Genomic DNA, 21,036 nt, shown 5'->3' on the forward strand with positions numbered 1-21,036 from the left:
GCGAGCCGTGCCTGAGCCGTCGCAGGACCCTGTGTCCGCGCAGGTCGACCGGCTGGCGATCGGGGCGGCGCTGGTCCAGGCCGTGCACGCGGCGGCCCGCTTCGGCGTCGCCGACGAGCTGGCGGCGGGGCCGCGCCCGGTCGAGGAGCTCGCCGCCGCGGTCGGCGCGGACGGCCCTGCACTGTACCGACTGATGCGCGCGCTGGCGGCGGCCGAGGTCTTCGAGGAGCTGGACGGGCGGCGCTTCGCGCTCGCGCCGCTCGGCGCCCTGCTCCGGGAGGGCGCGCCGGGCTCGATCCGCGACTGGGCCCTGGCCGTCGGCAGGCCCCTCTACCGGGACGCCTGGACGCGGCTGCCCGACAGCATCCGCACAGGTGAGCCCGCGTTCGAGACGCTGCACGGGCGGACCATGTTCGAGCACTTCGGCGACCATCCCGAGGAGGCGCGGGCGTTCGACGCGATGATGGCCGCGTCCGCCGGACGGCTCGTCGCCCCGATCGTCCGGGCCTACGACTTCGGGCGTTCCGGCACGGTCGTGGACGTCGGCGGCGGGAACGGCGCGCTGCTGTCGGCCATCCTGGCCGCCAACCCGGGCGTCCGCGGCGTGCTCTACGACCTGCCCCACGTGGTCGCCGCCGCCGAGCCTGGCCTGAACGGCCGCTGCCGGTGCGTGGGGGGAGACTTCCTCGATTCCGTGCCGTCCGGCGGCGACGTCTACCTGCTCGCCCACGTGATCCACGACTGGGACGACGATCGCGCCGCACGGATCCTCACCAACTGCCGCGCCGCCCTGCGCGGCGGCGCGGGCGGCGGCGCGGGCGGGGGCCGGGTGGTGCTGGCCGAATGGGTGCTCCCGGACGGGCCCGGCGGCGGCGGCTCCGCGCTCGCGGCGTGGACCGACCTGTCGATGCTGGTGATGACGCCCGGCGGACGCCAGCGCACCCGTTCCGACTTCGAACGGCTGCTGGGGCGCGCGGGGCTGCGCCTGTCGCGCGTCGTCCCGACCGAGAGCGAATGCGCGCTCGTCGAGGCCGTGCCCGCCTGACCCGCGGGGCGTGGGGGCGCGGGCGGGCTCGGTGACGGTACGTCATGGGAATTGTCCAACGGTCATAGTTCGGGGTGAGGAGTTCGGGCGCCGTTTTGGGGCGGCGCTTATCGGCGGAAATGGCGGGCACCGACGGCGGTGACCGTTGCCCGGCCCGGAAGTGTGTGCGTAGATGAGGCGACGGCCACACATCCGCGAGGTGGCTTGAGGGAAAGGTGTGTCAGACATGACAAGGATCGTCAAGCGCGCGTTCGGCATGCACCGGGCACAGATGAAGGGCCGCTACATCGTCTACCGGCTCCGCTAGGGCGTGTTCAGCGCGGTGCCGGTGGCGTACGGCCCCCGGCACCGCACCCTTTCCGGATCAAGCACGTGTTGGGGAATCGAGGCCGGCGAGAGGGTCCTGACCGATGTCCGAGCGTTCGGATATGACACTTCCCGGCCCGCGGGGCGGCATTCTCGCGCGCCATTTGACGGCCTACGAAGCCGACCCGATCGGATTCCTCACCGAATGCCAACGGGAGTACGGAGATCTGTTCCGCTTCGACACCGGCGTGGTCGTGGCCGGCGATCCGGAACTGATCCAGCGGGTACTGGCGCGTACGAACCGCGACTCGGTGCCCAACGCCAACCCGCTCGACGGCGGCAGGTTCCCCACGCCGGAGCAGACCCGGCGCTGGATGCGGGCGCGGCAGCTCGCGCTGCCGATCTTCCGGTCGGCCGCGCTGCCGGCGCGGCTGCCCGCCGTACGGCGGGCCCTGGCCGCCGACCTCGACGCACTGGACGGCGTCCGGTTCGACCCGACTGAGAACGCCTGGGCGGTCTGCGTGCGCGCCCTGCTCCCGCTCTACGTCCCCGATCCCGCCCCTGGGCTGGTGGACGCGCTCCTCGGATCGTTCGACGCGTCCCTGCGTGCGGGCGAGGCCGCCGTACGCGTCCCGAGGTGGATGCCGAGCCGCCTGCGCCGCCGCGTCCGCTCCGCGGACCAGCGGGTCCGCGACGAGATCGCCCCCATGCTGGCCCCCGCCTGCCCCGCCCACGCCGCCCCCGAGCACGGCGGCCTTCGGCATGACGGCTCCGAGGACCATGAGCCTCCGGGGACGCTGCTGGAGCACATCCTCGCGCAGCCTGAGCCCGCGCCTCGGGACATCGCCATGGGGGCGATCGGGTTCACCTTCCTGGGGGCCATCGGGACGATGGGCGCGGTGTGGTGCTGGCTGCTGTACTGCCTGGCCGCGCATCCCGAGGCCGCCGAACGGGTCCGCGCCGAGGCCGCCGCCGCGTCCGACGGCGAGATCGTCCGCCGTCCGGAGCGGGCCCTGCCGTACACCCACGCGTTCGTCCACGAGGTGCTCCGGGTGTACCCGCCCGCCTGGCTGCTCGGCAGGGACGCCATCACCGACCTCGACCTCGGCGGCCACCGGGTGCCCGCGGGTACCGCGATCATGTTCAGCCCGTACCTGCTGCACCACGATCCGCGCTGGTGGGACGCGCCGGAACGGTTCGACCCGGAGCGCTGGCTGAAGGCCGAGCCGCCGCACGCGCCGAACGCCTACCTGCCGTTCGCCTCGGGGCCGCGCGGCTGCCTCGGCACGCACCTGGGCATCGCCGTCCTCGTGCTGACCGCCGCGCACATCTCCGTCCACCAGCGCCTCGAAGCGCCCGGCCTCGACCGGGTCACCCCGCACTTCGGCCCCTCGACGCTGACCCCCAAGGGGATGACGTGCCGCCTGGTCGGTACCTCCTGACACCGTCGCGGAACGGACGGGAGCCTCGCCCGGTCAGTCCCGGGGCTTGCGCCAGGTGATGCTGTAGCGCCACAGCAGGTGGCGGCGGTACCGGGAGCCGGGCAGGGTCCGGGCGGCCAGCGCCCGCATCTCGGGGTAGGTCACCGGAGGCGGCCAGACGGTGGGGGACGGGTGCTCCCAGTAGCCCTTGACCGCGCGGAGGGCGGCGTTGGCGGCCACCCCGGCGAGGACGTACGGCAGGTCCTTGGGGTAGGTGTTGCGGGCGAGCCCGACGACGGCCAGGACGCCGCCGGGGCGCAGCAGGTCGCGCATCCGGGCCAGCGCGGCGGCGGCGTCCATGTGGTGCAGGGTGGCCACGGAGGCGACGACGTCGAACGAGGCGGGCTCGAACGGGTGGGTGAGGAAGTCGCCGACGATGTAGTCGATGTCGCCGGCCTGGTCGCGGGCCTGGTCGATGCCGGGGGCGTGCAGGTCGATCCCGGTGACGTGCGGCACGGTCCGCCGGAGCCCGCGGGCGAGCATGCCCTCGCCGCAGCCGACGTCCAGGGCGCGCTGGGCGCCGCCGGGCACGGACCTCAGGATCAGCGGGTGGTAGTGGATGTTGTGGTTCCACCGCCTGTCGTCCTTCGCAGCCATGCGATCATCCTGCCGGACGCACGGCGCCCCGCGACCGATTGCGCTGCGGCGGCGGCGTGCGAGAAGGTCCCTCCGATGCAACTCGCCGATCTCACGCCCGCCGAGCGCCGCGTATGGCGGGCGTTCCCCAAAGGGCAGAGCGTCGGCTTCGGGCCGGGCGACGAGGAGGCCGTGCACGGCGGCTCCTGGGGCCCGGCTCGGACCGTTCGGGCGGAGGTGCTGAGGTCCCTGCTGCTGAACGGCTCGCGGGCGGACGGCGAGATCGCGGGCCTGTGGATCGTCGGGGGGCGGATCAGCGGCCTGCTCGACCTCAGCGACGCGGTGCTGGAGCATTCGGTGCGGCTGCTGGGCTGCCATTTCGAGCGCCCGCCGATCCTGTACGGCGCGCGGACCCGGCGGCTCAACCTGCGGTCGTCGTACCTGCCCGCCCTGGACGCGGTGTCCCTCCAGGTGGACGGCCACCTGCGGCTCAGCGGATGCGAGATCCCCGGCCAGGTACGGCTCGGAGGGGCGCGGCTCGCCGGTGCGCTGTTCCTGGACGGGGCGCGCATCGGCGACAGCGACGGGGACGAGGGCGAGGAGATCCTCCAGTTCGATCACGGCGCGGTGGAGAACGACCTGTCGGCGGCGGGAGCGGTGATCCACGGCCGTTTCACCCTGACCGGAAGCACCGTCGGCGGGAACCTGGACTTCGACCGCGCCGAACTGCGCGCCCCCGGCCACGTCGCGCTCGACGCGGAGAACCTGGCCGTGGGCGGGCATCTGAGCGGCGAGGGGCTGCGCGCGCAGGGCACCGTCAACCTGCGGGGAGCCACGATAACGAGGCATCTCGACCTCGTCTCCGCGCGGTTGTCGGCGCCCGGCGCGACGGCGTTGCGGGCGACCAGTTGCACGATCGGGGAGCTGTGGCTGCGCGGCGCGGCGCCGATCGAGGGCGCGGTCAACCTGCGCCGTTCCCACGTCGAGATCGTGTTCGCCGAGCCCCGGGTCTGGCCGGAACGGGTCGGGCTCGACGGCCTGACCTACCGTTCCCTGCTCCCGCCGCTGCCCGCCGCCGAGCGCCTGGCGCTGCTGGAACGCGAGGACCTCGGCTACGTGCCCCACCCTTACGAGCAACTGGCCGGGGCGTACCGCCTGGCCGGGGATGACGCGGCGGCCCGTACCGTCCAACTGGCCAAGCAGCGCCGCCGCCGCGCCACCCTGCCCTGGTACGCGCGGTGCTGGGGGCATGTGCAGGACGTCACCGTGGGCTACGGCTTCCGGCCGATGCGCGCGGCGGTGTGGCTGGTGGCGCTGATGCTCACCGCCGCCACCGCGTACGGGCTGCACCGGCCCCAGCCGTTGAAGCCGGGCGAGGCGCCCGACTTCAACCCGGTCTTCTACACGCTCGACCTGCTGCTGCCCATCATCGACTTCGGGCAGGAGAAGGCGTTCAAGCCGCGGGGCTGGCACCAGTGGCTCGCGTACCTGCTGGTCGTGCTCGGCTGGGTCCTGGCGACCACGATCGTCGCGGGCGTCACGCGCGCCGTCAGCCGCCAGTGACCGGGGCCCGGTGCGCGCGCCCGCCGGTCGGACGGGCCGGGGCCGTCACGTCACGGTGATCAGTGTGTGCATGCCCTTGGCGGCGAGCCGGCCGCCGTCGGACAGGTCGACCACCCAGGTGATCAGCGCGTAGCGGCCCGGCTTCAGCGGGGCCGCGAGCACCAGGGAACGGCGGGGCGACAACGGCGGGGCGCCCAGCGACGCACCCGCGAATGGCGGCTCGCTCCACTCGCCGTTCTGCACGCCCTCGAAGAACTTCTGCACGTCGGCCCGGGTCGTTCCCGGCCGTACGGGGACGAAGAGGGCCTCGTTCACCTGTTCCATGCGGTTGGAGAGCAGCAGCGGCGCGCCCGCCCGGATCCGGGACGGCGCGTGGAACCGGGGCCCGGACGCCGTGCGCGACATGCCCACGACCGCGCCGGGACGGGGCGCGCGCCCGCGGTGGCGCTCGCGCTTCACGGTCAGCGCGCGCAGCGCCTCGGCGCCCGCCGGGGTCCCGGTCTCGAAGTCCATGTAGTCGAGCAGGTAGTAGGTGCCGGGCCGCAGCGTCGTGGTGAACGTCGTCGGCCGTCCCGGCTGGGCCTGGGCCCCGCCGACGAGCTCCGCCTCGGCCATCAGCGCGCGCCCGGCCGGGACGGCGACCTCGGGATCGTCGGCGAACACCTGGCCCAGATGGGTGGCGAAGCGCTCCGGCGTGGCGCCGGGACGCAGCCGGACCAGGCCGATGATGCTGCCCGACTCACCGGTCGCGGTGGTGCTCACCCGGAACGACGTCGGCCCGCTGGTGAACGACGCCGGCGCGGTGAACCCCTCGTCATCGGCCTTGACGTCGATGACGGGCGCGGCGGAACCGGCCTCGGCGGGCGCCGCCGCCACCGGCACGCTCAGCGCCGCGGCAGCGGCCAACCCCAGGAACTTCCGTCGCCTCATCAGAACTCCGTACTCTCGTGAACGGCCCGGGGCCGGGTGGCTCGCCGGGCCTTCGTGACTGCGAAGGAGCACCGGCCCGTTCGCCGGGACGTCCCGGCCGCCGGCCGAGGGCGGCGCTTCCACCTCGCGCGGCCCCGGCGCGGCGGGGTACGCGGCGAACGGCCGGGCGCTCCCGGCTGGAAGTATGCGCGGGCCGCGAAGTCCGGCGACAGTGCCGTGATCACGAGAAGCCGGTGAATCGCCCACGCGGCGACATGAGATCTTCACATCGCCGGCCCGGCGGCGGCCCGCGGGCCCGGCCCGCCCCGCACCTGGCCGGCCAGAACGGCGTCGCGGGAACGGGCCGATCCCTCCGGCGCGTGATCCGCCCCCGGTGAAGATCGACGTCGATTTCCCCGCCGCGCGCCGTCCCGGAGAGCGGGAACGCCGCCGCACGACCGTTCGGCGCGACCGACCGCTGGCGTCGCCCGCGCGACGATTCGCGCTCCGCATTCCGTACCAAGGCCCGGCCGCGCCATCCGGGACCGTGGCGTGACAGGCCGTTCTTCCGGATCGCATTCGCCGTGCGGAATACCGGTGGACGCCCGCCGGCCCGAGGAGTCCGCCCTCGCCCGCCGGTACGCGACTTGCCTGTCCAGGGCGGGTCCGGCGTCCAGTCGTTGCAGTCGGGCAAGGAATCTTGACCGGTTGGACGTTCTTGAATCACCCCCTTTGGTGTAGGGGAGGAGAATGGTCGAACGTGCTTTTCCTTCTCCAGTTTAACGAGGCGGTGACCCCGTCGCGAGAATGGATGGGGAAAGGTCCACGGTGGCAGGCAGAATGCGGGGGAAGGGTGACGGAGTGGGCGTGGCGGGGGCGTTCGGCTCGGGGCGGGAGGCCGTGGTGATCGCTCGGCTCGTCGGTGTCGGCGGGCGCCCGTCGCGACGATGGCGGGTCGTCCCCCGCGGGTAGCACCGTCTCGGAGAGTGGCCGGTCACAGGGTGCTACGGGGTTATGGACAGGCCCCTTCGCAGCATACGGCGTCGAACGGCGTGGTCGCCCGGGGGACGGCCGGGGCTGCGGCCCGCCGGGGCGTCGCGGCGGGTGGGCGGGTCGCGGGAGTGCCGGGAGCGGCGGCCCCGGGCGTCCGGCGGGTGGCCGCGAACGCGCACGCCACTGCCGATTTCCAGCGCCTTTCCCTCGAATTCATCTTGCTATATCGACGTCCCCGCCCCGGTTGAATCGATCTTGCGGTGGGCGGCGGAGGCGCGGGGGAGAGGCTCGGTCCGGGGGCCGTCCGGGTGGCGCCGATCTTGTTCGCGGAGAAACCGACCGGCCGTGATCCGGTTTTATTGACGTCCATTAAGTGGAACGGTGCGACGTGCTTCCCGAGGGTATTCGGCATTGCTTGACAGCATTCATGATTTCTGTTGGACTGATCGTCAGTTGATCATTATCCGCCTGCACGGGGGGTTGTCATGCCGCTCGAAGCGGCGCTTCCGGCGTGCGCCGATCCGCACCGCCACGCGCGGCTGCTGTCCATGGTCCGGGACGCGACGCTCGCGGGCGGCAGGCCGCCCGCGCCGCCTCGGGGGATCATCGCCGAGTCCTGGCGGCGGGTCCGCGGCCTCGGCGTCGACGCCGACCGCGGGTCCAACGGGCAGCCGCTGGACGTCGCCGAGGTGGAGCGAAGACGGGCGGAGTCGAGGCTCGCCGAGGTCCTCGACACGCTGCGCCACGGGCTGGTGTCGCTCGCCGACGACGGCAACCACATCATGGTCGTCGCCGACGCCGAGGGCTGCCTGCTGTGGCGCGAGGGCCGCACGGGGGTGCGCTCCAACGCCGAGTCGCTCGGGTTCGTCGAGGGCGCGGTGTGGGACGAGGCGTCGGTCGGCACCAACGGGATCGGCACGGCGCTCGTCTCGCGGCACCCGCTCCAGGTGTTCGGCGCCGAGCACTACGTCCGCACGCACCACCCCTGGATCTGCACGGCCGCGCCGCTGCACGACCCGGTGGACGGGCGGCTGCTCGGCGTCGTGGACGTCAGCGGGCCCGTCTCCACGGCCCACCCGAGCACGCTCGGCCTGGTGTCGTCGGTCACGCATCTCGCCGAGGCGCGGCTGCGCATGACGCACGGCAACGAGCTGGCGTCGCTGCGGGCGGTCGCGGCGCCCGTCCTCGCCCGGATCGCCGGGCCCGCCGTGGTCACCGACCGGCACGGCTGGGTCGCGGCGGCGGCCGACCTGCTGCCGCCCGACCGGGTGACGCTGCCCGACGACGTCGAACGGGGCGCGGGGTTCGTCCCGGGGCTCGGCCACTGTCGGTTCGAGCCGCTGTTCGACGGGTGGCTCGTCCGCGTCGACCCGGCCGAGTCCGACCGCCCGACGACGCTCCGGCTCGACCTGCGCGGCGACCCGCCGTCGGTCGTCGTCGCGGGCCCGAGCGGCCGGTGGCGGCACCGGCTGAGCCGCAGGCACGCCGAGATCCTGTTCGTGCTCGCCCGGCGGCCGGGGGGTTGCAGCGCCGCGGAACTGTCCGCCGAACTCTTCGGCGACTCGGCGCACACCGTCACCGTCCGGGCGGAGATGTCGCGGCTGCGGCGGCGGCTCGGAAGCGTCGTCGGTGGCGGCCCGTACCGCATCCAGTCCTGGCTGGACGTCGCGTGCCTGCTGCCCGACGATCCCGCCGACCTGCTCCCCGGCGCCACCGCCCCGGCCGTGCGCGCGCACCGCGCGGGCGCCCCCTAACCGGAGCGCCGGGCCCCCTGCAACTCCCCGCAACCCTTTACTTGACGGCTCCGCGCGGCAAACGATGAAGACGCTATACGGATAGCTATCCGGACCGATGCGGACACGCTCCCGCAACGCAAGACCGACACCCGCCCGAGGGACCGTGCCAACGGGGTCGTCCTCAGCTCACCCCCGCCAGGAGGAACCGTGCATGTGCTCGTCGTGGACGCCGACCCGTCCGAATCCGATGCCCTGACCCGCAACCTGCGCCGGCACGGCTACCAGGTCGAGCGGGTCGAGACCGGGACCACCGCCCTGCGCCGCTACCGGCGCGCGGACCTGCTGCTGCTCGACCTGGACCTGCCCGACATCGACGGCCTGGAGGTGTGCCGCGCCATCCGGGGCCGCAGCGAGCTGCCGATCATCACCCTGACCGAGCGCGGCGACGTGGTGGACCGGGTCCTCGGGCTCCAGGCCGGGTCCGACGACTTCCTGGTCAAGCCGTACGGGTTCCAGGAGCTGATGGCCCGCATCGAGGCCGTCATGCGCCGCGTCCACCCGCGCCCGTCCGTGCCCGGGCCGCTCACCCACGGCCCGCTCAGGATCAACCCCCGCTCCCGCGAGGCCCGCCTGAACGGCGAGGTCGTCGAGCTCACCCGCAAGGAGTTCGACCTGCTGCACCTGCTCGCCTCCCGGGCCGGGGCCGTCGTGTCCCGCAAGGAGGTCATGTCGCAGGTCTGGGGACACGTCTGGACGACGTCGAGCCGCACCCTCGACATGCACGTCAGCAGCCTGCGCCGCAAGCTCGGCGACAGCGACTGGATCGTCACGGTACGCGGCGTGGGCTTCCGCCTCGTCCTGCCCGCCTCCGAGGCCCAGCCGCTCCCCCGCGGCGTCTGACCCGCCCGCACGGCGTCTGACCCGCCCGCGCCCGTCGGCCGCCCCTTCTGGACCCGTTCGCGCTGTACCGGCCCGCTCGCGCTGTACCGGCCCGTTCGCGCCGTACCGGCCCGTTCGCCCGGGTCGGTCGTGTGCGTCGCGTGGGGCGGGGGACGGCACCGCCCGCGCGCGGGCGAGTCCGCGGCCGCGCGCGGGCGGCGGTCAGCCGGTCGGCTCGGCGCCCTTCGCGGGCCGCCCGTCCTCGGGCGGGGCCGGGCGCGCCCGGACCAGCGCGAGGGCGAGCAGCGCGCCGGCGGCCGCGAGCCCCGCGTCCATCAGGTAGCCGGTGGAGTAGCCGGAGACGAGGCGCTCGGTCTCGTCGCCGCCGCCGTGCTCGGTCAGCGCCAGCGCCGCGGCGACGACCGCCGCGATGCCGACCGCGAAGCCGATCTGCTGGGCGGTGTTGACCACGCCGGACGCGAGGCCCTGGTCGTCCTCGCGCAGGCCGCTCGTCGCGCCGATCGTCACCGCGACGAACGCCAGCCCGAGGCCGAACCCCGTCACGGTGAAGCCGGGCAGCACGTCGGTGGCGTAGGCGCCGTCCGGCGAGACGCCCGCGAGCAGCAGCGAGCCGACGCCGATGATCGCCAGGCCGGCGGCGAGGACCCGGCCCGCGCCGAGCCGTCCGGTGATCCGGGACGCGACCGACGAGCCGACCAGCACCAGGGCGCTGTTGGGGACGAACGCGAGCCCGGTCTCCAGCGCCGACAGGCCGAGCACGCGCTGCGCGTAGAGGGTCGTGAAGAACAGCTGCGAGGAGATGATCGTGGTGAGCAGCAGCGCCGCGACGTTCGACCCGGTCACGCCCGGCACCCGGAAGAGCCGGAACGCGACGAGCGGGCTGCGCACGTGCCGTTCGATCAGGACGAACGCGGCGAGCAGCAGGACGGAGGCGGCCAGCAGGACGAGCGGCGCGGGCGCGTCGAACCCGTCCTGCTCGCCGCGGGTGAGGCCGAAGATGAGCAGGCCGAGCCCGAGCGTCACGGCGACCGCGCCCGGCAGGTCCAGCCGGCTCCGGGCCCCGGCGGCCCCGCCAGGCGGCAGCAGCCGCCGCGCCGCGAGCGCGGCGGCGAGCCCGATCGGGATGTTGATGAAGAAGACCCACTCCCAGCCGAGCGCGGCGGTCAGCACCCCGCCGACGATCAGGCCCGTGGCGCCCGCGGCGCCGCCGCTCGCGCCCCACACGCCGAGGGCGCGGTTGCGCTCGGGGCCCTCGTCGAACAGCGTGACCAGCAGCGACAGGGCGGCGGGCGAGACCATGGCGCTCGCCAGCCCCTGGAGCGCGCGGCCCGCGAGCAGGACCCAGCTCGCCGGGGCGAGCCCGCACAGCAGGGACGCGGCGGCGAACAGCAGCAGGCCCGCGACGAACAGCCGCCGCCGGCCGTAGAGGTCGGCCACCCGCCCGGCCAGGATCAGGAACCCGCCGAACGTCAGCGCGTACAGGGAGATCACGTACTGGAGCTCCGCCTGCGAGGCGAACCCGAACTCCGACCGGATCGCGGGCAGCGCCACGTTCACGATCGTGGTGTCGAGGATGACCGTGAACTGCGCGGAGCACAGCAGCAGGAGCGCGAGCCCCCGGTGGCGCACCTCCCGGCCGGACGCCGGGGTGCTCGTTCGGACGCGGCTTGCCATCGTGGCCTTTCGGTGTCGGTGCGGGGTCAGCTCGCGCGCGCGGCGGGCTCGGACGGCCCGGCGGGCTCGGGCGGCGCGGAACCGGCGGGCGCGCGGCGTCCGGCCAGCGAGCCGGCGGCCGTCACGACGCCGAGCGCGATCGCGCCGAGGCCCCACCACAGGCCCGTCTCGGCGTAGCCGTAGGCGTGGTCGACCGCGACCCGCCCGGGGCCGTGCACGGCGAACCCGGCGGCCAGCGTGCCGAGCACGAGCGGGTACTCGTAGCCGCCGTTCTGCGCCCAGAGCCCGTTGGCGCCGTGCGCAGCGACCGCCGCGTTGATCATGATGCCGATCACCCCGGCGGCGGCGAGCGGGGTGAGCAGGCCGAGCGCGAGGCCGAGGCCCGCGGCGAGCTCGGTGAGCCCCGCGAGCACCGCCATGGCCTTGCCGCGCGAGTAGCCGAGGCTTTCGAAGCCGCGGCCGGTGGCCTCGGGGCCGTCGCCGCCGAACCAGCCGAACAGCTTCTGCGTCCCGTGCGCCGCGAGCAGCAGCCCGGCGGGGGCGCGCACGAGGAGCAGGCCCACATCCTCAAGTACGACCTCTTGCATGGTCGGCTCCCTCGATGGATTACAATCCACCTCGAACATAATCGGATAGTTATCCGGATGTCAACGGCGGACGCGCGCACGCCCGGCGCGTCGCGGCCGGTGAGGAGCGCGAACGCATGAGCCGTGAACCGGCGCGGCGCCGCGGCCGGCGCCGCCTGGACCTGCCGGTGGCCGGGGCGGAGCGGCCGCGGCGCGCCGACGCGGTGCGCAACCGCGGCAGGATCCTCGCCATCGCCGCCGACATCGTGGCGACCCGGGGCGTCACCGCCCTCACCATGAACGAGGTCGCCGCCGCGGCGGGCGTCGGCGTCGGCACGGTCTACCGCCGGTTCGGCGACCTGGCGGGACTGATCGGGGCCGTGATGGACGAGCGGGAGAGCCGGCTCCAGGAGTCGTTCATGGCCGGGGCCCCGCCGCTCGGGCCGGGCGCGCCGCCCGCCGAGCGCGTCCGCGCGTTCCTGCACGCCTATGTCGACCTGCTGGACGACTACGCGCCGCTCATGGCCGTCGCCGAGGCGACCTCCTCGACCGGGCGGTTCCGCGGCGGCGCGTACGCCGTCCACCACGTCCACCTCACGACGCTGATCGGCGAGGCGCTGCCCGGCGGGGACGCGCACTACCTCGCCGACGCGCTGCTGGCGCCGCTGGCCGCCGGGCTGTTCGTGCACCACAGGCACGAGCGGGGGATGAGCACCGAGCGCATCAAGGCGGGCCTCGACGAGATCGTCGGCGGCCTCCTCACCGCGGCCCCGCGTACGGCTTCCGGGCGCGCCGGGTCCGGCCGGTCCCCGCGGGGAGGGCCGGCCGGACGCGGGGAGCCCGATCAGCGGGCGTAGAGCACCGAGCCGACGCCGACGCCGGGGCCCACGGCCTCGATGACCCCGGCGGTCGCCGCCGGTCCGAGGCCCCGGTAGAGCTCGACCAGCGTGACGCCCTCGTCCGCGGCGAGGGCCGCGGCGGCGCCGGCGGCCGAGGCGTCGTCCGGCACCGGGACGAACAGCATCCGCACGATGCCCGCCTCGATCGCGTACCGGTCCGCGACGGGGTCCGCGCCGTCCTCCCGGTACAGCAGGGCCATGCGGACCCGCTCGCCCTCGTGCAGGCTCCGGTCGAACGCCGCCGCCGCCGGGATCGACTCCACCCCGAACACGCACACCCCGACCGGGACCCCGTTCCGGACGGCCTCGGCCACGCGGGCGCTCGTGCGCGGGCCGAGCCCGCCGCACACCTCGATCCGCTCGGCCCCGTCCGCCACCAGGGACGGCGCGACCCGGACGGCGGTGTCCGGGTCGGCGGCCGGGACGAACACCGTCCGCGACCCGCCGTTCTCCCGCACGTACCGGTCGGCGTACGGGTCCGCGCCCGGCCGGGCGTAGATGATCGCCTCGCTGCTGCCCATCGCGTTCCTTCCTCTCAGCGGGGCCGCAGCCCCGCGCAGATCAGCCCGCTCGCCACGGCCGTCCCGGCGGCGGAGGCGGCGAACACCCAGCGGCTCCGGGACGGCAGGCTCCGCCACAGCAGGACGGTGGTGACGCCGTCCACGGCGTCGGCCACGCCGCCCGCGGCGAGCCACGCGCCCGCGGCGCGGTCCCGGGCGGCGAGCGCGGCGAGCGCCCCCGCCCCGAGCATCAGGTCGCGGCCCCCGTGGCCGCGGCCGAGCACCTGCACGGCGGGCCGCGCGTCGGTGCCCTCCGCGCTCTCGCCGAGCCAGGACCGGGCCAGCCGGTCGGGCCGCAGCACGGTCGACAGCCCGATGGTCACGCGGGCGGCGGCCATCGCGGTCGCGGCGGCCGTCGCCAGTCTCGGGTCGCGCAGGTCCATGGGTTCTCCCTTTCCGGCTCAGGCCGCCTCGGCGGTGAGCACGCTGATCGGCGAGGAGGACGGCCAGGTCCCGGTGTGCCGCAGCCCGGCGGCGTCGAAGAGCTTGGCGAACTCGGCCTCGGTGCGCTCCCGGCCGCCGTGCAGCGCCAGCATCGTGAGGTCCATCGCCTTGGCCGGGTGCGGGACGTCGCCCTCGGGCACGACCGCGTCCACCACGACGACCCGCCCGCCTCCGGACAGGGCCCGGCGGACGTTCGCGAGGACGCGTTCGGCCCGCGCGTCGTCCCAGTCGTGCAAGACGCGGCACAGCACGTACGCGTCGCCCCCGGGCGGGACGGACTCGAAGAAGTCGCCGCCCACCACGCTCGCGCGGTCGGCGACCCCGGCCTCCGCGAGTACGGCGCCCGCGCCCGCCATCGCCTGGGGACGGTCGTGGACGGTCGCCGTCATGCCCGGATGGCGGCGCAGCAGCGCGGCCGCCAGGTGGCCGTGGCCGCCGCCGACGTCCACCAGGCGCCGGACGCCGGAGAAGTCGTACGCCTCCAGCGCCGCCGCGTGCACCTGCCGGGTGTCGTTGCCCATCGCCCGGTCGAACAGCGCGCCGAGGTCGGGGCGGGACTCCAGGTGCGTCCACCAGTCCGTGCCGAAGACGTGCTCGAACGCCGAGCGCCCGGTGCGGACGCTGTGCGCCAGCTCGCCCCACGACCGCCAGTGCTCGGGCAGCCCCCTGATCCTGGCGAGGTCGCGGATGGAGTCCGGGGAGCCCGTCCGCAGGACGTCCGCCAGCGGCGTCAGCGCGAACGTCCGCGGGGACGGCTCGGTGAAGACGCCGGCGGCGGCGAGGCAGCGCAGCGCGCGGTGCAGGGCGTCCGGGTCGCTGCCGGTGTGGTGCGCCAGCTCCTCGACCGAGCGCGGGCCCCGGGCGAGCAGGTCGGCCACGCCGAGCTCGGCCGCCACGGAGATGAGCTGGGCGATCAGCGCGCCGTCCATGAGCGCGGTGAGCCGTACGGACGGCGGCTCGCCCGCCGCGTCAGGCCGTTCCATCGCGGGCCTCCTTCGGGAGTCGCGCGTCCGACATCGACGCGGCCTGCGCGTGCAGCCAGGCCGGGTCCTCCTGGAGGAGGGCCTCGCCGCCGCCGGACCGGGGCACGCGCGACGCGAGGCGGACCGCCGCCTCGTACACCCGGCTCATGCCGGGCGGCGGCGCCTCGGTGAGCCGGAACAGCGTGCCGACCTTGTCCTGGAGGGCGCGCACGACGGGACGGCGGCGCGCGTCGTACCGGGCCAGGGCCTCCGCGAGGGGACGGTCCGCGGCCAGCTCGTGCGCCAGGACCGCGCCGTCGATGATGGCGGAGCTGCCGCCCTGCCCGAGGTTGGGCGGCATCGCGTGCGCGGCGTCGCCGAGGAGGACGAGCCTGCCGTCCACCCAGCGCTCGCAGTCCACGCGCGCGATGCCGGTGACGTAGAGGTCGCCGAACTCGCGCACGTGCTCCAGCACCGGCGCGACGGTCGGGAGCGCCTGCCGCCACACCGCGCGGAACGCGGCGAGGTCGCGCGCGCCGACCGCGTGCGGCAGCGGGCGCTTGGTCGCCGAGGTGAAGAAGTACGTGCTGCCGTCGCCCATCGGGGCGCCGCCGAACACGCCCGCCGGGGACCAGTACTCGTCCAGCCCGGTCAGCGCCGGGGTCTCCACCGGCACCATGCCGCGGATCGACAGCGCCCGCAGGTCGCGGAACCGCGCGCCGAAGCGGCCGTGCCCGCGCAGGACGGAGCGGACGCCGTCGGCCGCGACGACCAGGTCCGCGGTGAACGTCTCGCGCACGCCCGCGATCTCGGCCGTCACCCGTCCGGACGGGTGCCCGGCGACGACGGGCGCCCCGAACCGCAGGCCGAGGCCGCGCTGCCGCCGGGCGGCGTCGAGCAGCACCCCGTGCAGGGCGCTGCGGCGCAGCATGAGGGCGTGGTCGAGGCCGGGCCCGCGGTCGGGCACGGCGATGGCGGTCAGCGGCCGCCCGTCCGCGCCGTGCAGGGTGGCGGCGTCCACGCGGTTGCCGGCCGCGCGCAGCTCCGCGCCGAACCCGAGGCCGTCGAGGACGGCGAGGCCGTTGTTCATCAGCAGGATGCCCGCGCCCGACTCCCTCGGCTCGGCCGCCCGTTCCAGCACGGTGACCTCGTTGCCGGTGCGCGCCAGGCACAGCGCGGCGGTCAGCCCGCCGATCCCCGCGCCCGCGACGATGATCCGCCGCCGGCCCTCCCGCCCGTCCGGCGCGCCGCCGGACCGCCGGGCGTCCCGGCCGCCGCGCTCACCGCGGGTCATGGCCGAGGGCCTCGTTGACGGCGACGGTGTCGAAGTAGAACATCCGCGCCTCCAGCAGCAGCCCGGCGCGGAAGCGCACGACCTGCGCGACCGGCACCTCGATGGCGCGCCCCGTGGCGCGCCCGACCGCGTCGAGCGTGGCCAGCAGCACGATCGTGTCGCCCTGCTCCACGTGGACGGGCGGGTCCTTCGGGCCCATCCGGCTCCAGACCCGGTTCATCGTCTCCAGGAACCGCAGGAACCCGTCGGGCCCCCGCCACTCCCCGCCGTACGGCAGGGACGCGGGCTCGACGAGGACGAAGTCGGGGTCGAGCATCTCCTCGAACGGCGGCACGTCGGCCCCGCCGGACGCGAAGTACCGCACCTCGGCCTCGACCCACCGGTCGAGCGCGGCGGACGGGCTGAGCACGGCTGATCGGGTGGGCTGTTCCATCGTCATCGGACGCCTCCTGGACGCGTTCGTGAGGGACGGTCGGACGGCTGCGCGCGGCCGAGCAGGCGCGCCACGGCCTCGGTGAGGCGGGCCCCCGCGTCCGCGCTGACGGTCTCGGCATCGGGCGCGCCGGGGCCCGCGCCGGGTGCGGCATCGGCGGCGCCCGCGCCGGGTGCGGCGGAACGCCAGGCCACGTAGCGGTCGGGGCGGACGAGCACGCAGCCCGACTCGTCCACCTCGCGGAGCGCGGCCCAGTCGCCGCAGGGGTCGTGGTACTCGCGGCGGTAGTCCACGACGGCGGTCGCGATGGGGACGCCGAGCGCGGCGGACGCCTGGGCCGCCGCGTCGAGCCACGCCTCCCCGCCGATGCCGGTGATGAGCGTGAACTCGCCGTGCTCCACGAGGTCGAGCGTGGACAGCGGCGTGCGGTCCCGTTCGACCCAGGCGTGGGGGAGCGGGGACCCGGGGAACGTGCTCGGCTGGTAGTAGAGCTGCGGGTCGCGTACGGGCTCGGGCGGTTCGCCGCCGTCCGCGACGACCGCCGCGCCGGGCCCGCCGTAGCGCTGCCCGTACTCCACGCCGTGGCAGTTGTACTGGTAGTGCTGGAGCTGGACGGCCTCGCGCAGCAGGGCGCGGCGCTTGCGGCCCCGTTCCTCGTCGGCGGCCAGCTCGTCGAGCCTGGCCCAGCCCTCCTTCGCGTCGAGCCCGGGTTCGAGGCCGAACGCCTGGGCGAGCGGGCCGATGTTGCGCAGGCTCTCGCTCACCCGCTCGACCACGGCGCGGCCGACCGGCAGGCGTTCGGCCTCGTAGGTGTCGAGGAGGGCGGGTCCGGCCTGGCCGTTGAGGACCTTGGCGAGTTTCCAGCACAGGTTGTAGGCGTCCTGGACGCCGGTGTTGCTGCCCAGGCCGTTGGGGGGCGGGTGGCGGTGCGCGGCGTCCCCGGCCAGGAAGATCCGGCCGCGCCGGTACTCGGTCGCGAGGGCGTGCCTGATCGACCACGTCCCGATCGCCTTGATCCGGACGTCGGCGTCCGGGTCGCCGATCATCCGGCGCGCGTGCGCCAGCGCCTCCGCCTCGTCCATCCCCGGCGCCCCGTCGGACGCCCCGTCGGACGCGCCGTCCGGGCCGCCGGTCGCGGGGTGGACGATCGCCATCACCCACTCCGACCACGGCCGGACGCAGATCCACGTGCTGGTGAACAGCTCGTCCCCCGGCTCGTGGAACCAGTACAGGAGGGCGGGACGGTGCGCGCAGTACTGGGTGAGGTCGGCCTCCAGCCACACGTTGACCGCGTGGTTCAGCACGCCCGGGTCGCCGTCGAAGCGGAACCCGGCCCGGTCCGCGACCGTGCTGCGCCCGCCGTCCGCGCCGATCAGGTAGCGCGCCCGGACGAGGCTCTCCTCGCCCGCCGGGCGCTTGCGGACGGTCGCGGCCACCGCGTCGCCGTCCTGCTCGACGGCGACCAGCTCCGTGCCGAAGCGCACGTCCGCGCCGTTCTCGCGGGCGCTCTCCAGCAGCAGCGGTTCCAGGACGTGCTGCGGAACGTTGAACATCGGGCACGGGCTCGCGGCCTCGTACTCGGCCTTGCGCGCCGTGCCGGTGCCCCACGCCCGCAGCCGCGCCAGCTCCGTCCCCGAGAAGCCGGTGGCCCAGACGTTGGCGCCCGCGGCGCGCGCGGGCGTTCCGGCCCGCCGCACCCGCTCCTCGATGCCGAGGTCGCGGAGGATCTCCATGGTGCGCTGGTTGGTGATGTGGGCGCGCGGCGTCGGGGAGGTGGTGGCGTGCCGCGACACGGTCAGGGCGCGGACGCCGAGCCGCGCCAGCAGGGCCGACGCGGCGAGGCCCGTGGGCCCGGCCCCGACGACCAGCACGTCGGTGTCGATGGTGCGCATCTCCGCCGTCCCCTCAGCCTCGGGCGAGGACGCGGCGCAGGGCGTCCGCGAGCGCGGCCTCGGCTTCGGCGGCCTCGGCCGGACGGGCGTCGGCGCGCCAGGCGATGTGCCGGTCGGGGCGGACGAGCAGGCAGCCGGTCTCGTCGATCTCGCGGAGCGCGGCCCAGTCGCCGCAGGGGTCGTGGTATTCGCGGCGGTAGTCCACGACGGCGGTCGCGATGGGGACGCCGAGCGCCGCGGACGCCTGCGCCGCGGCGTCCAGCCACAGCTCCCCGCCGATGCCGGTGATCAGCGTGAACTCGCCGCGTCCCGCGAGGTCGAGCGTGGACAGCGGCGTGCCGTCGCGCTGGACCCAGGCGTGGGGGAGCGGGTGGCCGGGGTACGTGCTTGGCTGGTAGTAGAGCTGGGGGTCGCGTACGGGCTCGGGCGGTTCGCCGCCGTCCGCGACGACCGCCGCGCCCGGAACGTCGTAGCGCTGCCCGTACTCCACGCCGTGCGCGTTGTAGTGGTACTCCTGCAACTCCAGCGCCTCGCGCAGCATCGCGCGGCGCTTGCGGCCCCGCCCGTCGGCGGCGGCCAGCTCGTCCAGCTTCGCCCAGCCCGCCTGCGCGTCGAGGTCCGGATGCAGGCCGAGCGCGTCCACCATCGGCTCCATGTCGAGCAGGCTCTGCATCGCCCGGTCCACGACGCGCTCCCCGACCGGGCGGCGCTCGGCGTGGTAGGTGTCGAGGAGGGCGGGTCCGGCCTGGCCGTTGAGGACCTTGGCGAGTTTCCAGCACAGGTTGTAGGCGTCCTGGACGCCGGTGTTGCTGCCCAGGCCGTTGGGGGGCGGGTGGCGGTGCGCGGCGTCCCCGGCCAGGAAGATCCGGCCGCGCCGGTACTCGGTCGCGAGGCCCTTGTCGACCGACCAGGTGGAGATGCCCTTGATCCGTACGGGCACGTCCGTGTCGGCGATCATGCGCCGCGCGTACGCGAGCGCCTCGGCCCCGTCCAGGCCCGGACGGTCCCGCGAGCCGGAGAAGATGATGCTCATCACCCACTCCGACCAGGGCCGGATGCAGATCCAGGTGTTGCTGTGGAAGTCCTCGCCCGGCTCGTACACGCAGTACATCAGCGCCGGACGGTGCGCGCAGTACTGGGTGAGGTCGGCCTCAAGCCACACGTTCGCGGCCCAGTTCATGATGCCGGTCTCGCCCTCGTACGCGAAGCCGGACCGGGCGGCGACGGTGCTGCGCCCGCCGTCCGCGCCGATGGCGTACCGCGCCCGCAGCGCGCGCTCGGCGCCCGTCTCCCGGTCGCGGACGGTCGCGGTCACGCCGTCGCCGTCCTGCTCGATCCCGGTCAGCTCCGTGCCGAACCGCACGTCCGCGCCGAGGCGCCGCGCCGCCGCGAGCAGGATCGGCTCCAGGACGTGCTGCGGCGCGGTGTGCGTACGGCTCGGGCTCGCCGCCTCGTAGTCGGCCCGGCGGGCGAGGCCCGTGCCCCACGCGGGCATCCGGGCCAGCTCGACGCCCGGGAAGCTGGTGGCCCAGACGTTCCCGCCGACCCGGTCGATCGGGACGCCGGCGCGCCGCGCCTCGTCCTCGATGCCGAGGTCGCGGAGGATCTCCATGGTGCGCTGGTTGGTGTAGACGGCGCGGGGCGTCGGATGGGTGCCCGCGTGCTTGGTCACGGTGACGGCGTCCACGCCGTCCCTGGCGAGCAGCGCGGACGCCGTCAGGCCGACGGGGCCGGCGCCGACGACCAGGACGTCGGTGTCGAGGGGAGGCATGTGCGTGGTCCTTCGGTTCGGAACGGGTCGGAACGGTGCGGGACGCGGTGCGGGGCGGGACGCGGCGGGACGCGGCGGGACGCGGCGGGACGCGGAACGGGACGCGGTGCGGGGCGCGGCGGTCAGCCGCCGGCGGGCGCGACCGTCCCGCGCCGCGCGGCGGCGGCCTCGGTCGCGATGATCTCGGCGAGCTCCTCGGGCGACTTCAGGAAGTCGGGGATGTCGTCCACGACGATCCCGAACGACTCGGCGAGGGTCTCCCGGACCCGGTTCTCCTCCTCCAGCAGCGTCGTGGTCCGGTGCCCGTCGGCGATGCGGACGAGGCTGTGGTCCTTCAGGGAGACGCGCCCGGACTCGGTCGGCAGCACGCAGAACAGCGCCTGGAGCATGGGCGAGCGCGGCGCGGTGAGGAACCACCACAGCGTCGGCTCGAAGTCGCTCAGCGAGCGCGGGTGCCGTTCGAACCGGTACAGCGGGCGGCCGTCGCACACCACGTCGACGTCGCCGTCGGGGGCGTCCATGAGCACGTACTCGCCGTGCGGGTCGGGCTGCGGCGAACGGTCGAGGGCGCGCAGCGGGAACCGGCTGTTGCGCTCCTTGCCGAAGCCGAACCCGGCGTCGACCAGCCACGTGGTGTCGTCGGCCTCGACCAGCAGCACCAGGTGCCGCAGCGGCGGGCCGGGCGCGCCGTCGTTGAACACGCGCGCCCCGAGCACCGTCACCGGGTAGCCGAGCGACTCCAGCAGCAGCCCGAACGCCGAGTTGAGCTCGTAGCAGCCGCCGCCCCGCCGCAGCCGGACGATCTTGTCGACGGCGGCGGCGCCGAGGCCGAGCGGCCGCCGCAGGTAGCAGTCGATGTTCTCGAACGGGACCGACATCACGTGCCGCTCCTGGAGGCGGCGCAGCGCCTCCGCGTCGGGCCGCTCCGGCCGCCGGGCCCCGATGCGGGCCAGGTACGCCTCGGCCGTGCTCCGGTGCAGGGTCATCGTCTCCCCTTCCTCCTCTCGCCCGCCTCGCGGGCTCTCGTCGTCC

At 75.1% G+C, this 21,036-nt stretch carries 18 protein-coding genes; 6 read left to right on the forward strand and 12 right to left on the reverse strand.

The genetic code is table 11. From position 1 onward, the window contains the following. Window positions 1–7 precede the first annotated feature (7 nt). Together GEV43_RS23955 and GEV43_RS23960 are read left to right on the forward strand one after the other, a co-directional pair. On the forward strand, window positions 8–1,045 hold the full coding sequence (locus GEV43_RS23955; RefSeq protein ID WP_206681258.1) for a methyltransferase: 1,038 nt from the start codon (window positions 8–10) through the stop codon (window positions 1,043–1,045). 470 nt (window positions 1,046–1,515) lie between these two features. After that, entirely contained in the window at window positions 1,516–2,793 is a 1,278-nt protein-coding gene (locus GEV43_RS23960; RefSeq protein ID WP_160822603.1) for a cytochrome P450, read from the forward strand. 33 nt (window positions 2,794–2,826) lie between these two features. Here the strand turns inward: GEV43_RS23960 and GEV43_RS23965 are convergent, their stop codons facing one another. Further along, window positions 2,827–3,429: a bifunctional 2-polyprenyl-6-hydroxyphenol methylase/3-demethylubiquinol 3-O-methyltransferase UbiG gene (locus GEV43_RS23965; protein ID WP_160822604.1), complete on the reverse strand. Its 603-nt coding sequence runs from the start codon at window positions 3,427–3,429 to the stop codon at window positions 2,827–2,829. A 75-nt stretch (window positions 3,430–3,504) separates the two neighbouring features. On the opposite strand from GEV43_RS23965, the gene GEV43_RS50885 reads away from it, so the two are divergent. After that, window positions 3,505–4,971, forward strand: coding sequence for a membrane-associated oxidoreductase (locus tag GEV43_RS50885; RefSeq protein WP_160822605.1), 1,467 nt, complete (start codon window positions 3,505–3,507; stop codon window positions 4,969–4,971). Between the two features lie 45 nt (window positions 4,972–5,016). Here GEV43_RS50885 and GEV43_RS23975 read toward each other — a convergent pair whose 3' ends face one another. After that, window positions 5,017–5,901: a hypothetical protein gene (locus GEV43_RS23975; protein ID WP_160822606.1), complete on the reverse strand. Its 885-nt coding sequence runs from the start codon at window positions 5,899–5,901 to the stop codon at window positions 5,017–5,019. Window positions 5,902–7,358: 1,457 nt separating this feature from the next. Between GEV43_RS23975 and GEV43_RS23980 the strand changes: the two genes are divergently transcribed. Then, window positions 7,359–8,627 (forward strand): helix-turn-helix domain-containing protein, encoded by a 1,269-nt coding sequence (locus GEV43_RS23980; protein WP_160822607.1) that lies wholly within the window; start codon window positions 7,359–7,361, stop codon window positions 8,625–8,627. Window positions 8,628–8,816: 189 nt separating this feature from the next. After that, a complete protein-coding gene (locus GEV43_RS55065) occupies window positions 8,817–9,509 on the forward strand; it encodes a response regulator transcription factor (RefSeq protein ID WP_309239812.1) in 693 nt (230 codons plus the stop codon). A gap of 201 nt (window positions 9,510–9,710) precedes the next feature. Here GEV43_RS55065 and GEV43_RS23990 read toward each other — a convergent pair whose 3' ends face one another. Continuing rightward, on the reverse strand, window positions 9,711–11,183 hold the full coding sequence (locus GEV43_RS23990) for an MFS transporter (RefSeq protein WP_160822608.1): 1,473 nt from the start codon (window positions 11,181–11,183) through the stop codon (window positions 9,711–9,713). A gap of 26 nt (window positions 11,184–11,209) precedes the next feature. Further along, window positions 11,210–11,770 (reverse strand): DoxX family protein, encoded by a 561-nt coding sequence (locus GEV43_RS23995; protein ID WP_160822609.1) that lies wholly within the window; start codon window positions 11,768–11,770, stop codon window positions 11,210–11,212. Window positions 11,771–11,886: 116 nt separating this feature from the next. Here GEV43_RS23995 and GEV43_RS24000 point away from each other — a divergent pair, with 116 nt between their 5' ends. Beyond that, the gene (locus GEV43_RS24000) at window positions 11,887–12,606 is read left to right on the forward strand and encodes a TetR/AcrR family transcriptional regulator (RefSeq protein WP_160822610.1); all 720 of its coding nucleotides are present in this window, start codon (window positions 11,887–11,889) and stop codon (window positions 12,604–12,606) included. Here the strand turns inward: GEV43_RS24000 and GEV43_RS24005 are convergent. The 8 genes from GEV43_RS24005 to GEV43_RS24040 all read right to left on the reverse strand — a co-directional run bounded on the left by GEV43_RS24005 (window position 12,594) and on the right by GEV43_RS24040 (window position 20,990). After that, on the reverse strand, window positions 12,594–13,169 hold the full coding sequence (locus GEV43_RS24005; protein WP_160822611.1) for a DUF6506 family protein: 576 nt from the start codon (window positions 13,167–13,169) through the stop codon (window positions 12,594–12,596). The two genes, GEV43_RS24000 and GEV43_RS24005, sit on opposite strands and share 13 nt — an antisense overlap. Window positions 13,170–13,183: 14 nt before the next feature. Next, window positions 13,184–13,591, reverse strand: a complete 408-nt coding sequence (locus tag GEV43_RS24010) for a DUF4267 domain-containing protein (protein WP_160822612.1) — start codon at window positions 13,589–13,591, stop codon at window positions 13,184–13,186. Between the two features lie 18 nt (window positions 13,592–13,609). Continuing rightward, complete coding sequence (locus GEV43_RS24015) at window positions 13,610–14,635, reverse strand: methyltransferase (protein WP_160822613.1); 1,026 nt, start codon at window positions 14,633–14,635, stop codon at window positions 13,610–13,612. Continuing rightward, window positions 14,622–15,908, reverse strand: a complete 1,287-nt coding sequence (locus GEV43_RS24020; RefSeq protein ID WP_160822614.1) for an NAD(P)/FAD-dependent oxidoreductase — start codon at window positions 15,906–15,908, stop codon at window positions 14,622–14,624. The genes GEV43_RS24015 and GEV43_RS24020 overlap by 14 nt, the downstream gene beginning before the upstream one ends. Continuing rightward, window positions 15,895–16,347: a nuclear transport factor 2 family protein gene (locus tag GEV43_RS24025; protein ID WP_160822615.1), complete on the reverse strand. Its 453-nt coding sequence runs from the start codon at window positions 16,345–16,347 to the stop codon at window positions 15,895–15,897. Before GEV43_RS24025 ends, GEV43_RS24020 begins: the two co-directional genes overlap by 14 nt. Beyond that, the gene (locus tag GEV43_RS24030) at window positions 16,344–18,233 is read right to left on the reverse strand and encodes an FAD-dependent monooxygenase (RefSeq protein WP_160822616.1); all 1,890 of its coding nucleotides are present in this window, start codon (window positions 18,231–18,233) and stop codon (window positions 16,344–16,346) included. The genes GEV43_RS24025 and GEV43_RS24030 overlap by 4 nt, the downstream gene beginning before the upstream one ends. 13 nt (window positions 18,234–18,246) lie before the next feature. Then, window positions 18,247–20,004: an FAD-dependent monooxygenase gene (locus GEV43_RS24035; RefSeq protein WP_160822617.1), complete on the reverse strand. Its 1,758-nt coding sequence runs from the start codon at window positions 20,002–20,004 to the stop codon at window positions 18,247–18,249. 122 nt (window positions 20,005–20,126) lie between these two features. After that, window positions 20,127–20,990, reverse strand: a complete 864-nt coding sequence (locus GEV43_RS24040; protein ID WP_160822618.1) for an arylamine N-acetyltransferase — start codon at window positions 20,988–20,990, stop codon at window positions 20,127–20,129. Window positions 20,991–21,036 lie beyond the last annotated feature (46 nt).

The sequence above is a fragment of the Actinomadura sp. J1-007 genome (genome assembly GCF_009793335.1).
GTDB lineage: Bacteria > Actinomycetota > Actinomycetes > Streptosporangiales > Streptosporangiaceae > Spirillospora > Spirillospora yumaensis.

Excerpts from the sequence above, each read along its gene's own strand:
- GEV43_RS23990 (WP_160822608.1), bottom strand. The coding sequence starts at position 11,183 with ATGGCAAGCCGCGTCCGAACGAGCACCCCGGCGTCCGGCCGGGAGGTG.
- GEV43_RS24035 (WP_160822617.1), bottom strand. The coding sequence starts at position 20,004 with ATGCCTCCCCTCGACACCGACGTCCTGGTCGTCGGCGCCGGCCCCGTC.
- GEV43_RS24000 (WP_160822610.1), top strand. The coding sequence starts at position 11,887 with ATGAGCCGTGAACCGGCGCGGCGCCGCGGCCGGCGCCGCCTGGACCTG.
- GEV43_RS24025 (WP_160822615.1), bottom strand. The coding sequence starts at position 16,347 with ATGACGATGGAACAGCCCACCCGATCAGCCGTGCTCAGCCCGTCCGCC.
- GEV43_RS23980 (WP_160822607.1), top strand. The coding sequence starts at position 7,359 with ATGCCGCTCGAAGCGGCGCTTCCGGCGTGCGCCGATCCGCACCGCCAC.
- GEV43_RS24005 (WP_160822611.1), bottom strand. The coding sequence starts at position 13,169 with ATGGGCAGCAGCGAGGCGATCATCTACGCCCGGCCGGGCGCGGACCCG.
- GEV43_RS24010 (WP_160822612.1), bottom strand. The coding sequence starts at position 13,591 with ATGGACCTGCGCGACCCGAGACTGGCGACGGCCGCCGCGACCGCGATG.
- GEV43_RS24015 (WP_160822613.1), bottom strand. The coding sequence starts at position 14,635 with ATGGAACGGCCTGACGCGGCGGGCGAGCCGCCGTCCGTACGGCTCACC.
- GEV43_RS24020 (WP_160822614.1), bottom strand. The coding sequence starts at position 15,908 with ATGACCCGCGGTGAGCGCGGCGGCCGGGACGCCCGGCGGTCCGGCGGC.
- GEV43_RS23975 (WP_160822606.1), bottom strand. The coding sequence starts at position 5,901 with ATGAGGCGACGGAAGTTCCTGGGGTTGGCCGCTGCCGCGGCGCTGAGC.
- GEV43_RS23995 (WP_160822609.1), bottom strand. The coding sequence starts at position 11,770 with ATGCAAGAGGTCGTACTTGAGGATGTGGGCCTGCTCCTCGTGCGCGCC.
- GEV43_RS23965 (WP_160822604.1), bottom strand. The coding sequence starts at position 3,429 with ATGGCTGCGAAGGACGACAGGCGGTGGAACCACAACATCCACTACCAC.
- GEV43_RS24040 (WP_160822618.1), bottom strand. The coding sequence starts at position 20,990 with ATGACCCTGCACCGGAGCACGGCCGAGGCGTACCTGGCCCGCATCGGG.
- GEV43_RS50885 (WP_160822605.1), top strand. The coding sequence starts at position 3,505 with ATGCAACTCGCCGATCTCACGCCCGCCGAGCGCCGCGTATGGCGGGCG.
- GEV43_RS24030 (WP_160822616.1), bottom strand. The coding sequence starts at position 18,233 with ATGCGCACCATCGACACCGACGTGCTGGTCGTCGGGGCCGGGCCCACG.